Origin of the sequence: Acidovorax sp. GW101-3H11 (assembly GCF_001633105.1) — a bacterium.
GTDB lineage: Bacteria > Pseudomonadota > Gammaproteobacteria > Burkholderiales > Burkholderiaceae_C > Acidovorax.
Genome location: NZ_LUKZ01000001.1, coordinates 279,412 through 293,168 on the forward strand (window position 1 = coordinate 279,412; position 13,757 = coordinate 293,168).

Sequence of the window (13,757 nt, forward strand, 5' to 3'; positions counted from 1 at the left end):
ACAGTTGGCAGCCGCTTTGTAACCGGAAGGCCCGGCGCATGCAACGCCGCAGAAACCCCTGCCACCGGCACGCCCTATATCGCCGCCCGGGGGTCCTTGGTGTCCTGTTTCTGCGCCCGCGCCACCGACATCAGGATGCCCAGCGCCAGCCCCAGCGTGACCATGGCCGTGCCGCCATAGCTGATGAAGGGCAGCGGCACGCCCACCACAGGCAGGATGCCGCTGACCATGCCCATGTTCACAAAGGCATAGGTGAAGAAGATCATCGACACGGCCCCCGCCATCAGGCGCCCGAACAGGCTGGTAGCGCCCACGGCAATCGCCAGGCCGCGCCAGACGAGGAGCAGGAAGCAGACGATCAGGAACAGATTGCCTGCCAGCCCGAACTCCTCGGAATAGGCGGCGAAGATGAAGTCGGTGGTGCGCTCGGGGATGAACTCCAGGTGGGTCTGCGTGCCGGCCATGAAGCCCTTGCCCCACACGCCCCCCGAGCCAATGGCGATCATGCCCTGGATGATGTGGAAGCCTTTGCCCAGCGGGTCGCGCGTGGGGTCCAGCAGCGTGCAGATGCGCTGCTGCTGGTAATCGTGCAACACGGGCCAGCGCACCCCGTCCGCGCACCACGCATCGCCCATGATCACAAGGACAGCAATGCCCACGCCGCCAATGACCACCGGCGGCAGCACCATTTTCCAGGACAGGCCGGCAAAGAAAATCACCGACAGGCCCGCCGCCAGCACCAGCAGCGAGGTCCCCAGGTCGGGCTGCTTCATGATCAGGCCCACCGGCACCACCAGCAGCAGCCCCGCCGCCACAAAATCCAGCGGGCGCAAGGTGCCCTCGCGCTTCTGGAACCACCAGGCCAGCATCAGCGGCATCGCAATCTTGAGGATTTCACTGGGCTGGATGACGATGCCCACGTTGATCCAGCGTGTGGCCCCCTTCTTGGTGATGCCGAACAGCGCCACGGCCACCAGCAGCGCCACCCCCGCTGCGTACAGCGGCACGGAGCAGGCCATGATCTTTTGTGGCGGCACCTGAGACACTACAAAAAGAATAGCACCCGCAATCAGCATGTTGCGCCCGTGGTCGGCAAAACGGGTGCCGTGGTCAAAGCCCGAGGAGTACATGGCCGTGAGGCCCGCACAGGTCAGCAGGGCCACCACCAGAATGAGGGGAAGGTCGAACCCACGGAACAGGGGAACAAGGCGCTGGGAGAGCGTGGGCTTTTCAAATACGACGGCCATCCCCCGATTATCAGATGACCAGGACCACGTGGAACCCGCCCCCTGCGCCGTCACCCCGCCTGCCGGAAGGCCATCACCGCCTGGTTGCGCAGGGTGCGCAGCAGGCCCAGGGCCTTGTCGTCCACTACAATGCCGCCCGCCACCGACTGGTCGGCATAGATCAGGGCAAAGGTCTGGCCCTTGATCTGCAGCGGCAGCAGCAGGAACGAGGGGGCATTGAGCCCCGTGCGGTACCACTGCGGCAGGCGCGCCTGCATGCGCGGCTCGGTGGCGTCGTTGATCAGGGTGTCGGCGCCGCGCAGGCACACGGCGGCAAACAGGTCGCCCTGGGCCTTCAACGGCACCTTCATGGCGCGCACGGCGGCCTCGCTGCCCTCGCCCAGGCCAAAACGGCCGGTCAGCACCTCCGTCTTGGGGTCGCGCAGGCAAAACACCATGCGCCGAAAGCCCAGCGCCCGGAACATGGTCTCCAGGATCATGCGCAGCACGTCGTTGAGCTGGAAGCTCTCGACCATGGCGTTGGTGATGTCCTGGATGCCCGCCGCCAGCACTTCGTTGACCTGCGCCACCGACACCGCACCGCCCGCCTGCGATTCGAGCACGGCCGGCAGGGGCGGGGTTTCGCTGGGGCGCAACTCGTGGGAGCCCAGGGCATCCTCAACCACTGGCTGGGCACCAGCAGGCTGTGGCAGCCGCAGCAGCCGGGCAGCAGGGGTGTCGGGCGCCACCCGCAGGTCCAGCGCCTCGGCCAGCGCCACCAGCTTGTGGCGCGCACGCAAAGTGGCCTCGGCAATCGACTCGGCCGACAGGCCCATGGTGCGGGCGTACCGGGTGCCAACCTGGCCCAGTTGGGCCTCCATCTGGGCAGGATCACCAAACAGCAGCGTGCTGGCCACCTCGTTGGCGGCCATGGCCGCCCAGCGCATGCGCTCCGCGCCCTGCTCGGGCGCGCGCTGCGTGGGCGACCCCATCGGTTTGCGCATGCAGCGCTGCAGGCTCTCGGGCAGACCCCAGACGCGGGCCACCCCCACACCCAGGTCCTCGAACCCCAGCCCCAGCACCTGCAGGGAGGCCGATTCCTCGCCCCCTTCCATGCGCCCCGAGGCCACCAGGCTGCGCACCTGTCGCGCCTCTTCCGGAAAGTAGAACTCGCACAGCATGCGCCCCAGGTTCTGGAACATGGCGCCGATGAAGGCTTCTTCGGCCGCCTGGCTGGCCCCGCACAGCTCGGCGGCCACCGATCCCGCCATCATGGCGCGCAGGAACTCCTCGCGCATCTGGCTCGCGTGCTGCTTGTCCTGCATGTGGTCCAGCAGCACCAGGCTCAGCGCCATGTTGCGCACCGCGTTGAATCCCACCAGGCTCACCGCGCGCGACACCGTGCTGATGGTGCCCCGACTGGCATGGGCGTAGTGCACGCTGTTGACCAAGCGCAGCAGCTTGTTGGTCAGCGCCACGTCCTTGAGGATCTCGTGCGTGAGGTCGCTGATGCTGTCGTCTTCCGAGTTGGCCACGCGCTGGATGCGCGCCACCGAGTCCGACAGCGCCGGGAAATCGCTCTTGTGCCGCATGCGCCGCAGCAAGAAGTCCAGCGTGGCATTGCTCGCGGCCGTGGGGGCACTCGCCGGGGCCGCCCAGGCGCGCAGCGCGTCGCGGAAATCCGCCGCCGAGGCGTAGCGCTGGCCCGGGTCGCGCGCCATGCCACGCTGCAGGATGGCGCGCAGGCCGTCGTCCACACCCGGCCCCAGGTCGTCGGGCAGGGCCAGGTCTTCATTCGCCAGGCTGTACAGCGCTTGCCAGGTGTCCTTCTGGTGGATCAGTGGCTTGCCCGAAAGCAACTCGACCAGCACCAAGCCGGCGGAGTACACATCCATCGCCGGGGTGGGGGCGGCACCCGCAGCGGCCTCCGGGGCCATATAGGCCGGTGTGCCGCTGGCCAGTTGCGCATCGGGCGCGGCCTGCACGGGGGCGGCCATGCCAAAGTCCATCACCCGCGCATGGCGCTGGGCATCGACCATGATGTTGGAGGGTTTGAGGTCGCGGTGCACGATGCCCGCCTGGTGCGCGGCCTGCAGGCCGTCGAGCACATCCACCATCAGCGCCACCGCATCGTGCGGTGTGCACCGCCCCTGCTGGGCCAGGTGCTCGGCCAGCGTGCGGCCGGGCACGTACTCGAACACGATATAGGGCTGCAGGCCCTGCACGTCGGCTTCGAACACCGGCACGATGTACGGATGGGCCAGGCGCCCCACGTGGCGCGCCTCGCGCAGCCACTGCTCCAGCACCGACGGGTCCTGGTCCTGCATGGGGCGCATGAGCTTGATGGCCACCTCGCGCTGCAGGCGCGGGTCCACCGCCAGCCACACCGTGGCCTGCGCACCCCGGCCCAGCTGCTTTTTCAGCTCAAAGCGGCCCAGCGTGGCGGGAGGCTTGTCGCCAGATCCGAGCGCCCAACGTCGGGTGGTGGAGAGCGGGGCAAAATCGGGCATGGTGCAGGGGGCGAATCAAGGCGCCGCGCTGCATGGCGCCCCGTGGTTACGATTTGATACCTCGCATCTTATGCCTGCGCCGCCCGGTCTGGAGCAGTGATTGCCCTGCCCCACGTTTTTCCCGTTTTTTTGTCTCCTGATGGCCACCACGCACCTTTTGTACCTGCACGGTTTCCGCTCTTCGCCCCTGTCGGCCAAGGCCCGCCAGATGGCGGCGCATGTGGCCCAGCACCACCCGGCAGTCACCTTCTGGTGCCCGCAGCTGCCGCCTTCACCACAGGCCGCCATGACGCTGGTGGCTGAGGGCATTGCCACCTGGCCGCGCGCAGCCATGGCGGTGGTGGGGTCGTCGCTGGGCGGGTTCTATGCCAGCTGGGTGGCCCAGCACGCGGGCTGCCCCAGCGTGATGCTGAACCCCGCCGTGGCCCCGGCCCGCGACCTGGCGCGCTACATCGGCGAACAGACCACCTGGCAGAACCCCGAGGAGCGCTTTTATTTTCTGCCCGAGTACATCGCCGAACTGCAGGCCCTGGACATGCGCGGCCGCCCCCGTGCGGGCCCGGAGCTGGCCATCATTGCAAAGGGCGACGAAGTGCTCGACTGGCGCGAGATGGCAGGGCGCTACCCCGAGGCCCGGCAGATCGTGCAAGCGGGCGGAGACCATGCGCTGGGCAACTTTGCCGAGTACCTGCCGCAGGTGGTGGAGTTTCTGGACCTGGCCTGAGCGTCAACCTGAGCCTCAACCTGAGCCTATTCCGGGGCACAGCGGAACCGCGTCAGGGCGCTGTCAACGCCCCCGACGCCCTGGATGCCCCCGGCCCCTTCCAGCGCTCGTACTCCGCCGGGTAGGCGATGCGGTAGCGCTTCATGTGGAACGCGGCCTCATCGTCTTTGCCCAGCAGCACGGCGCTCTCGATCAGCGCCTGGATGACGCGGGGTTCGGGCGAGAAATGCAGCAGCTCCCCCGCCAGCAGGTTGATCTGCGGGGCTGTCTCGCGCGTGAGCCCGATGGTGGACAACAACGCGAAATCCACCTGGTCCGAGAAAAACAGGGTGTCGGACACTTTCGACATGGTGTCCTCCTGGTAGGCGGCAGGCCGCAGAGGCATGGGGCGGTACAGCATGCCAACGCGGTAGTGCTCCCACAGCACCAGTGTGCCCACACCGGTGGCACCCGCCAGCACCAGCAGGGCGGCCACCTTGGTGGTGCGAGACCAGACCCAGGCAGGCACCGCCTGCGGCCATAGCAACAGGGCCACGGCCAACGCCGACGCCACCTGGAAAGGCCCGTACCAGAGCGGAAACTCCAGCATGCTGTGCACCCCCACAACGGCCAGCACACCCCAGGCCAGCTGGCGCACGGGATCGGTCTCGGCCCAGGGCCGTGCACGCGCCACCCAGGCCAGCACCACCGCACACACCAGCACGGCCACCGGCACTCCCAGCTCTACGGCCAACTGCAAAGGCAGGTTGTGGGCGTTGTCGAGCAGCACACAGAACCGCTCCCCCGGGAACAAGATGATGTAGTGCGCGTAGTCCAGCTCACCCCAGCCCCAGCCCAGCCACGGCTTTTGCGCGATCAGGTGCAGCACATTCGCCCACAGCACGCGGCGGCTGTTGCAGCCCTGCTCGTCTCCGAGGATGCGCGCGAAAAGACCATCGGTACTGAAGCCGGTCCACTCCAGCAGCAGGCGCGGCAGCAGCCAGGCCGCCGCTGTGTACATCAGCACCCCAACCAGCGACAGCACCAGAGCCACACGGCCCCCGCGGCGGCTCCATACCACCAGCATGCACACCACCAGCAGCCACTGCAGGGCACCTGTGCGCGATGCCGTGGCTGCACTGGCTATGGCAAGCAGGGCCAGGCCCCAGGCCAGCAGCAACCCCACCAGCCAAGAGGGCCAGGCGCGCCCCCCGCCGAGCAGGGCGCTTGGTGCCGCACTGGCCTGGTCGCCACTTGCGATCCGCGCCTGGAGCTGGACCACCAGCCACAACAGGGCCCACACCCCCAGACTCAGCAAAGAAGCCTGCTGGTTGCGCTGGCGCAGGTTGCCAATCGCCTGGCCCGGTGCAGAGGCGTGCACCCAGGGAGACAGCCCCAGATCGCCACCAAAAAACTGCGCCAGCCCAATACCGCCGCCCAGCACCCCCGCCAGCACCAACCCAAGCGCCAGGTGCGACGCCATGAAGGTCCGTGCATCCGCGCGGGCTGCGTATCCCCCGGCGGAGGCACGCGCATGCCACGAGCGGCCCCCCATCAGCACCACAAGCACCAAACCACACGACCATGCGGCCACCAAGGGCCAGAAATTGAAAATCGGGGCCTCTGTGTGGCCAAACACAAAAGGCAGCGTCAAAGCCACCAGAAACAGCGGTGCGGCAACAGCGTCAAAAAGCATGGGGCTCACTCAGAAGGGATTCAGCGCGGGGGCGATGCCGGCGAGGTGGTGCGCATCATAGGGGCTGGCTTGGGCGCCCCGCATCCGGGCGCCCGGCGCCGCCCATGGGACAATCCCTGCCATGCATGCATTGTTTGAAGAAGCTGGCAAATTTCTCGCCGGCCGTATCCTGTCCGAAGCCGATACCTCCGCCCAAGTGGAGCTGGACTCGGGCAAACGGGTCAAGGTCAAGGCCGCCCACATCCTCCTGAAGTTCGAAAAACCTGCCCCGGCGGAACTCATCGCCCAGGCCCAGGCCGTGGCCGAGACCATCGAGCTGGACCTGGCCTGGGAATTCGCGCCCGAAGACGAGTTCGGCTTTGCCGACCTGGCGCGCGACTATTTCTCCGAGAACGCCACCCTGGCCCAGCAGGCCGGTGCGCTGTTTCGCCTGTACGACGCGCCGCATTACTTCCGCCGCGCGGGCAAGGGCCGGTTCAAGAAGGCCTCGGCCGAGATCCTGCAGCAGGCCCTCGCCGCCATCGAGAAGAAAAAGGCCCTCCTCGCGCAAATCGACGAGTGGGCCGCGCAGCTGGGCCGGGGCGAATGCCCGCAATCCATCCGCGACCAGCTCTACAAGATCCTGTTCAAGCCCGACAAGAACGCGCCCGAATACAAGGCCGTGGTGGACGCCAGCCGCGCCACACACACCGCGCCGCTCGATCTGCTGCAAAAGGCCGGCGCCATCGACTCGGCCTACCAGTTCCACTGGAAGCGCTTCCTGTTCGAGAACTTCCCCAAGGGCACGGGCTTTCCGGCCGTCACGGCCCCCGCCATTGCCGACGAGCTGCCGCTGTCCACCGCGCAGGCGTATTCCATCGACGACTCGCAGACCACCGAAATCGACGATGCGCTGTCGGTACAAGGCCTGGGCACCGGCACCGTGGTGCTGGGCATCCACATCGCCGCGCCCGGCCTGGCCATTCAGCCGGGCAGCGCCATCGACCAGCTCGGCCGCGCGCGCCTGTCCACGGTGTACATGCCGGGCTACAAGATCACCATGCTGCCCGACGACGTGGTGCAGACCTACACGCTGGACGAGGGCCGCGCCAACCCGGCCGTGTCGCTGTACGTCACCATCGACGAAGCCACGCTGGAGTTCAAGGGCTCCGAGACCAAGCTGGAGCGCCTGCACATCGCCGCCAACCTGCGCCACGACCAACTCGACAGCGTGGTGACGGAAGAGTGGCTGTCCAACCCGGCGTTTGAGCATCAAAACGACCCCCACCGCCTGTCTGACTTGCGTGGACAGCTATCCTTTTTGCACCGCCTGGCCAAGGACCTCAAGGCCCGCCGCGAAGTCGTGCGCGGCAAGCCCGAGAACTTCAACCGGCCGGACTACAACTTCCGCCTCGTCGGAAACAACGGCGCCGAGCCCACGGGCGACGAGCAGGTGCAGATCAGCGTGCGCCAGCGCGGCGCGCCGCTCGATCTGATCGTTGCCGAGGCCATGATCGTCGCCAACAGCACCTGGGGCAGTTGGATGGCCGAGCTGGGCGTGCCCGGCATCTACCGCAGCCAGGCCAGCATGGCGCCGGGCGTGAAGGTGCGCATGGGCACCAAGGCGCTGCCCCATGCGGGCATCGGCGTCAAAGCGTATTCGTGGGCCACCTCGCCCCTGCGCCGCTACACCGACCTGGTCAACCAGTGGCAGATCATTGCCTGCGCCCGCCACGGCAAGACCGCCGCGCTGGCCGCGCCCTTCAAGCCCAAGGACGCCGACCTGTTCTCCATCATCAGCAGCTTTGACGCAGCCTACAGCGCCTACAACGGCTACCAGGGCGGCATGGAGCGCTTCTGGACCCTGAAGTACGTCGAGCAGAACGGCATCACCGAGCTGAACGCCACCGTCTTCAAGGAAGGCCCGGGCGGCAGCTTTTTGGTGCGGGCGGACGACATTCCGCTCGTCTTCCCGGTGCTGGGCGCGCAGAACCTGCCGCGCGGCGCGCGCCTGAAAGTCAAGCTGGGCGAGGTGGACGAGATCACCCTCGACATCCACGGCACTGTGATCGAGCGCCTGGACGACCCGGCCGACACCAGCGATGACGGCCCGGTGGAAGATGCGGACGAGGACGACGACACCGTGGCCGGCCCGATTGCGATTGCGGTGGATGTGAACGAGGCACCCGCCGAAGCCGCAGTGGCCGCTCCCGCCCCCTGACCACGCCCCCTGATAATTGCCGGCGATGAAACTCCCTGCCTTCCTCCGCACCGTCAGCACGCTGCAGCTCGCGCTGGGTTTCTCGGTGGCCGTGCACGCTGCGCTCATCTCCGTGCGCTTCATCGACCCCGAGGGCTTCAACCGCGTGTTCCAGGACACGCCGCTCGAAGTCATCCTGGTCAACGCCAAATCGAACGAACGCCCCGACAAGGCCCAGGCGATTGCCCAAGCCAGCCTGGCGGGCGGCGGCGATGCCGAAAAAGGCCGCGCCACCAGCCCCCTGCCCTACACGGCCCTCACGGCCGTGGGCGACGATTTCGAGGAAGCGCAGCGCAAGATGGACGCGATGCAGGAGCAGCAGGCGCAACTGCTGGCCCAGCTGCGCAAGCAGCTGGCCACCATGCCCGAGCCCGACCCGCGCAAGCCCAGCCAGAGCGCCGACCAGGCGAACGAACAGGAAAAGCGCCGCCAGCTCGTCAAGCTGCTGGCCGAGATCGAAAAGCGCATCAACGAAGAAAACTCGCGCCCCAAGAAGCGCTACATCAGCCCTGCCACGCGCGAAGAGGCCTACGCCATCTACTACGACGCGCTGCGCCGCAAGGTGGAAGACAAGGGCACCGAGAACTTCCCCGAACAGGCCGGACGCAAGCTCTATGGCGAGCTGACCATGATCGTCACCGTCAACCACGACGGCCGCGTGCTGGGCACCGAGATCGTGCAAGGCTCGGGCAACAGCACCCTGGACCGCCGCGCCGAAGCCATTGCGCGCGCCGCCGGGCCGTTTGGCAGCTTCGGCGCCGACATGCGCAAGAAGGCCGACCAGATCGCCATGGTGGCGCGCTTCAAGTTCACCCGGGACCAGACGCTCGAAACGAGTGTCAGATAACCCCCCTGAGTCGCCTGCGGCGCCTTCCCCCCAGGGGGACGCCGCCAGCGGCCTGGCAAAGCCAGTTCCGCGGCGGCTCTGGCCGAACCCCGCCCCCCTGCATGCAGCCCTTGTTGTTCAAATGACCTCTTCGTCTCTCCCCGCTGATCTTTACTGCGTGATGGGCAACCCCGTGGCGCACAGCCGCTCGCCCGCCATCCACGCCCGTTTTGCCGAACTCACGGGCGAGCCCATCGCCTACGAACGCCGCCTGGTGCCCATGGACGGCTTTGCCCAGGGCGTGCGCGACTTCGTGGCCGAGGGCGGGCGTGGCTGCAATGTCACCGTGCCTTTCAAGACCGACGCGCCCGGCCTGGCCACCGCCTGCAGCGAGCGCGTGCAACTGGCTGGCGCAGCCAACACCCTGACCTTCCGCGCCGACGGCAGCATCTACGCCGACAACACCGACGGCCTGGGCCTGGTGGCCGACATCACCCACAACGCGGGCGTGCCGCTGGCCGGGCGCGACGTGCTGCTGGTGGGGGCGGGCGGCGCCGCTGCGGGCGTGCTGGGCCCGCTGCTGCTGGCGGGGGCGCGCCACATCACCGTGGCCAACCGCACACTGGCCAAGGCGCAGGCGCTGGTGGAATCTCATCGCCCACTCGCTTTGCTACAAAAAGCAGAGCTAGAAGCGCTAGAACCAAGCGCGGTAACGGCCAATTTCGATGTAATCATCAACGCCACCGCCAGCAGCCTGGCCGGTGCCGGGGTGCCCGTGCCTGCCAGCGTGCTGCGCCCGGGGGCCCTGGCCTACGACATGATGTACGGCCCCGCCGCCCAGGAGTTTCTGGACTGGGCCCGCAGCCACGGCGCGGTGCCCCGCGATGGCCTGGGCATGCTGGTGGAACAGGCCGCCGAGGCCTTCTTGCTGTGGCGCGGCGTGCGCCCGCCCTCGGCCCAGGTGCTGCACGAGATGCAGCCATCCGCCACCGCCTGAGCCCCCGGGGACGCCACCATGAAAGCCGTGCTGCGCTGGCTGGGACTGCTGGTGATCGCCCTCGTGGCGCTGCAGCTGTTCTTTGTGCTGCGCATTGCCGCCATGGTGGCCATCAACCCCGAATCCACCACCTTCCAGCGCTCCGAAGCCTGGACACTGCTCGCCACCAAAGGCCATGCGCCCTGGCGCCAGCAATGGGTGCCGTACGCTGACATCTCGGACCACCTCAAGCGCGCGGTGATCGCCTCGGAAGACGATGGTTTTGTGAACCACGACGGCGTGGACTGGAACGCCATCGAAAAAGCCTGGGAGCGCAACGCCAAGGCCGAAGCCCAGGCCAGCAAGGCGCAGGCCCGTGCCCCAGAGCGCCCGGTGCGTGCCCCCAAGATCCGGGGCGGCTCCACCATCACCCAGCAGCTGGCCAAGAACCTGCTGCTGTCGGGCGAACGCACGCTGCTGCGCAAGGGGCAGGAGTTTGTGCTGACACTGGCGCTGGAGCAGTTGCTCTCCAAGCAGCGCATCCTGGAGATCTACCTCAACAACGTGGAATGGGGCGAAGGCGTGTTCGGCGCCGAGGCGGCCGCGCAGCACTACTTTCGCAAAAGCGCCAGCCGCCTGAGCACCGCCGAAGCCGCGCGCCTCGCGGTAATGCTGCCCGCACCCAAGCGGTTTGAGAAAACGCCCGGGTCGGCCTACCTGGCGGGGCGCACGCGCACGATCCTGGGACGCATGGGCGGAGCGGAACTACCTTGATGAAACTCACGCAAACCGAGCGGTGGCTGGGTGGTGCGAATATCACCTTGGTCGTGGTCTTTAGCACCTGGAGCTTCGGGGTAGCGTATGGCGTGATTCCGATTTCAGCGTGCTGTAGCGCCCCGGGCTACATAGAGGCCGCACTGGCAACGCTGAACTTCCCCTCGTGGATCCTTGCATCTCTGGCCGCGAAAGCTCTATTCGGCCAAGACTTCACCGCATTCGTTTCCCTCAAACAGCTGCTGTGGATCGCTCTCTGTTTTCCACAATGGTTTGCCTACATCTCCATATATCGGTTGTTCTGGAACCGGCAACGTCCCCGCCCATAGGAAGCTTTGGAGCGGGCTTGGGGTGCGAACTCCCATGAATTGAAACGTCTATCCCCTTCGTTCCAGCATCAGCGTTACTTGCGCTTCCGGCCGCAGCGTCACCTGCAACCGGGGCGCCCCCACGGCTGTGCCCTCCGGCAACCGCACCGTATAGCGCTGCAGCAACATCGCCGCCAGCAGCGTCATCTCCAGCATCGCAAAGTGCTGGCCAATGCACACGCGCGGCCCCAGGCCGAAGGGAATCCACACGCCCCGGGGGATGGGCGGCGCGCCGTCCAGAAACCGCTCTGGCGCAAAACGGTCCGGCTCGGCGAACCAGCGTGCATCGCGGTGCAGCACCCAGGGGGTGATGCGCAGCATGGCGCCCTGGGGCACCGGCACCCCGCCCAGCGTGATGGGCGCGGTAGTGCGGCGGCTCATCAGCGCGGCGATCGGGGGGTACAGGCGCAGCGCTTCCTTCAGCGTGGCGCCCAGCCAGGGCAGCTGGGCCAGATGTTCGGGGCCGGGGGTGCCGCCCTGCAGCACGGCATCGACCTCGGCCTGCGCGCGCTGCGCGGCCTCGGGGTGCTGGGCCATGAGCAGGGTCCACCACAGCAGCGTGGTGGCGCTGGTTTCATGCCCCGCCTGGAAGCTGACGATGCACTGGTCAAACACCTCCTGCGCCGACAAGGCCTCGCCGGTTTGCTCGTCGCGCAGGGCCAGCAGCATGTGCAGCAGGTCTGAGCGCGCCGGGGCACCGGGGGCGGCCACCTCGGCCTGACGTGCTTGGATGTGGCGCCAGACCAGCCCCTTCAACGACCGGATCGCGCGCCGCTTGGCCGCCTTGCCGGGCAGGGGCAGCCAGTCGGGCAGCGTGAAGGGCATGAACATCTCCCGGTAGGCCGTGGCCCCCAGCGTCTGCGTGGCCCAAGCGGCTTCGCGCGCATCAGCCTGCGCCGAGGTGCTGAACAGCGTGCGCAGGATCACGTCCATGGCCACATCGGTCCAGAGCGCATCCACGGCCACCTGGGCACCGGGCTGGCCCGGGGGCACGGCGGCGTCGAGCGCGCTGCGGGCGGCATCGGTCATCAGCTGCGCATAGCCCGCCACCCGCTTGGGGCTGAAGGCGGGCATCAGCATGCGGCGCTGGCGCTGCCAGGTGTCGCCTTCGGTCACCAGCACGCTCTGGCCAAACACTTCTTCGAACACGGCGATGCCCCGCTCCCAGCGGATGAGCTGGTCGGCATGGGTGATGAGCGCTTCACGCACCAGGTCGGGGTGCATCAGGTCCCACGCGTCTTCGTAGCCCAGGCGCATGCGGGTGAGGTCGCCATGCTCGCGCTGCAACTGGGTCACAAAACCCAAGTAGTCGGCGCGCATGGCACGCAGCAACGGCAAGCCCCACCAGCGGCTGCGCGGGCCGCCGGGTGTGGCTGGCGTGGGGTGGAGGGTGGGGGAGGAGGCCAAAGCAGTGGTGGTGGACGGGTTCATGCCCCGCATGCTGCAGCGCAGCAGCACGTCGGTATTGAACGATTGCGACAGGGCCTGTCGCCTACACTCGCGCCCCATGGCAAGCTTGGCCCCACCCTCCCCCCGGCACCCCGCCGGGCTGATCCCCTCGGGCGAGTTGTGGCTGCCGCGCGCCAGCCTCACGGCCTGCCTGCGCGCTGCCATGGCGCGCAGCACGGTGGGATACACGCTCAGCGATGCGCAGCGCATCAACCGCTTTCCGGCATCCCCCTTGTGCAGCCTGAGCTGGTGGTTTGAAGGCCGCAGCGAGGCCCTGGTGGCCGAGCGCCCCGACACCATGCCCACGCAGCACAGCCCGCGCGAGGCCTACCCCGGCCGCTGGGTGCTGGCGGGCCCGCAGACCCGCCCCACCTCCAGCTTCTGCGCCGGGCCCACGCACGCCATGATGGTGATGTTCATGCCCGACGCGCTGCACCAGCTCACCGGCGTGGACCCGGGCGCCCTGACCGACCGCATGGTGGACGCGCAATCGCTGCTACCACCCGACTGGCTGGCGCTGTGCGAAACGGTGCAGAACCTGCCCGACAACGCGGCCCGCCTGCAGTGCCTGGAAGAGTTTCTGGAGCCCCGCTGGCAGGCCTGCCGCCCCGCCCAGGCGCTGCAGACGCAGCGCTACGGCGACTGGGTCGCGCACCTGGCGCAGCGCGCCGCCCTGTCCGCCTCCGGCCGCAGCCTGCGCCAGCTGGAGCGGCGCATCAAGCGCTGGGCCGGGCTGCCCCTGCGCGAACTGCGCGGCTTTGGCAAGGCCGAGCAGGCGTTCTTCGACACCATCGCGGCCGATGCTGCGCAGGGCAGCGTCAAATGGGCCGATGTGGCCGCAGGCGCGGGGTTTTCGGACCAGTCACACCTGTGCCGCGTCACGCGGCGCATCACGGGCTATGCGCCGCAGGCACTGTACGACGGCATCTACGGCGACGAGGCTTTCTGGGCGTACCGCATCTGGGTGTAGGCGGGCGCTGCGGCACTGCA

The 13,757-nt window shown here is 67.9% G+C and carries 11 protein-coding genes; 7 read left to right on the forward strand and 4 right to left on the reverse strand.

The genetic code is table 11. The annotated features are described in order from the left end of the window. Positions 1-74: 74 nt before the first annotated feature. The gene (gene rodA / locus A1D30_RS01210) at positions 75-1,247 is read right to left on the reverse strand and encodes a rod shape-determining protein RodA (protein WP_063458989.1); all 1,173 of its coding nucleotides are present in this window, start codon (positions 1,245-1,247) and stop codon (positions 75-77) included. Positions 1,248-1,297: 50 nt separating this feature from the next. After that, positions 1,298-3,736: a serine/threonine protein kinase gene (locus A1D30_RS01215; protein ID WP_063458990.1), complete on the reverse strand. Its 2,439-nt coding sequence runs from the start codon at positions 3,734-3,736 to the stop codon at positions 1,298-1,300. A 139-nt stretch (positions 3,737-3,875) separates the two neighbouring features. Between A1D30_RS01215 and A1D30_RS01220 the strand changes: the two genes are divergently transcribed. Then, positions 3,876-4,460 (forward strand): YqiA/YcfP family alpha/beta fold hydrolase, encoded by a 585-nt coding sequence (locus A1D30_RS01220; RefSeq protein ID WP_063458991.1) that lies wholly within the window; start codon positions 3,876-3,878, stop codon positions 4,458-4,460. 52 nt (positions 4,461-4,512) lie between these two features. Here the strand turns inward: A1D30_RS01220 and A1D30_RS01225 are convergent, their stop codons facing one another. Continuing rightward, positions 4,513-6,135, reverse strand: a complete 1,623-nt coding sequence (locus A1D30_RS01225) for a Wzy polymerase domain-containing protein (RefSeq protein ID WP_063458992.1) — start codon at positions 6,133-6,135, stop codon at positions 4,513-4,515. Between the two features lie 121 nt (positions 6,136-6,256). Here A1D30_RS01225 and A1D30_RS01230 point away from each other — a divergent pair, with 121 nt between their 5' ends. From A1D30_RS01230 to A1D30_RS01250, 5 genes are all read left to right on the forward strand, one after another. After that, positions 6,257-8,335 (forward strand): RNB domain-containing ribonuclease, encoded by a 2,079-nt coding sequence (locus A1D30_RS01230; protein ID WP_063458993.1) that lies wholly within the window; start codon positions 6,257-6,259, stop codon positions 8,333-8,335. Between the two features lie 25 nt (positions 8,336-8,360). After that, positions 8,361-9,221 carry a TonB family protein gene (locus A1D30_RS01235; RefSeq protein WP_063458994.1) on the forward strand — a complete coding sequence of 287 codons (861 nt, stop codon included), beginning with the start codon at positions 8,361-8,363 and terminating at the stop codon, positions 9,219-9,221. 121 nt (positions 9,222-9,342) lie between these two features. Continuing rightward, positions 9,343-10,197, forward strand: coding sequence for a shikimate dehydrogenase (aroE, locus tag A1D30_RS01240; protein ID WP_063458995.1), 855 nt, complete (start codon positions 9,343-9,345; stop codon positions 10,195-10,197). An 18-nt stretch (positions 10,198-10,215) separates the two neighbouring features. After that, positions 10,216-10,950, forward strand: coding sequence for a monofunctional biosynthetic peptidoglycan transglycosylase (mtgA, locus tag A1D30_RS01245; RefSeq protein WP_063458996.1), 735 nt, complete (start codon positions 10,216-10,218; stop codon positions 10,948-10,950). Next, entirely contained in the window at positions 10,950-11,279 is a 330-nt protein-coding gene (locus A1D30_RS01250) for a hypothetical protein (RefSeq protein WP_063458997.1), read from the forward strand. Before mtgA ends, A1D30_RS01250 begins: the two co-directional genes overlap by 1 nt. Positions 11,280-11,327: 48 nt before the next feature. Here A1D30_RS01250 and A1D30_RS01255 read toward each other — a convergent pair whose 3' ends face one another. Continuing rightward, positions 11,328-12,749, reverse strand: a complete 1,422-nt coding sequence (locus tag A1D30_RS01255; protein ID WP_242421750.1) for a cytochrome P450 — start codon at positions 12,747-12,749, stop codon at positions 11,328-11,330. 76 nt (positions 12,750-12,825) lie between these two features. Here A1D30_RS01255 and A1D30_RS01260 point away from each other — a divergent pair, with 76 nt between their 5' ends. Next, positions 12,826-13,737, forward strand: coding sequence for a helix-turn-helix domain-containing protein (locus A1D30_RS01260; protein WP_242421751.1), 912 nt, complete (start codon positions 12,826-12,828; stop codon positions 13,735-13,737). Positions 13,738-13,757: the final 20 nt, after the last annotated feature.

Excerpts from the sequence above, each read along its gene's own strand:
- rodA (WP_063458989.1), bottom strand. The coding sequence starts at position 1,247 with ATGGCCGTCGTATTTGAAAAGCCCACGCTCTCCCAGCGCCTTGTTCCC.
- A1D30_RS01215 (WP_063458990.1), bottom strand. The coding sequence starts at position 3,736 with ATGCCCGATTTTGCCCCGCTCTCCACCACCCGACGTTGGGCGCTCGGA.
- A1D30_RS01220 (WP_063458991.1), top strand. The coding sequence starts at position 3,876 with ATGGCCACCACGCACCTTTTGTACCTGCACGGTTTCCGCTCTTCGCCC.
- A1D30_RS01225 (WP_063458992.1), bottom strand. The coding sequence starts at position 6,135 with ATGCTTTTTGACGCTGTTGCCGCACCGCTGTTTCTGGTGGCTTTGACG.
- A1D30_RS01230 (WP_063458993.1), top strand. The coding sequence starts at position 6,257 with ATGCATGCATTGTTTGAAGAAGCTGGCAAATTTCTCGCCGGCCGTATC.
- A1D30_RS01235 (WP_063458994.1), top strand. The coding sequence starts at position 8,361 with ATGAAACTCCCTGCCTTCCTCCGCACCGTCAGCACGCTGCAGCTCGCG.
- aroE (WP_063458995.1), top strand. The coding sequence starts at position 9,343 with ATGACCTCTTCGTCTCTCCCCGCTGATCTTTACTGCGTGATGGGCAAC.
- mtgA (WP_063458996.1), top strand. The coding sequence starts at position 10,216 with ATGAAAGCCGTGCTGCGCTGGCTGGGACTGCTGGTGATCGCCCTCGTG.
- A1D30_RS01250 (WP_063458997.1), top strand. The coding sequence starts at position 10,950 with ATGAAACTCACGCAAACCGAGCGGTGGCTGGGTGGTGCGAATATCACC.
- A1D30_RS01255 (WP_242421750.1), bottom strand. The coding sequence starts at position 12,749 with ATGAACCCGTCCACCACCACTGCTTTGGCCTCCTCCCCCACCCTCCAC.
- A1D30_RS01260 (WP_242421751.1), top strand. The coding sequence starts at position 12,826 with ATGGCAAGCTTGGCCCCACCCTCCCCCCGGCACCCCGCCGGGCTGATC.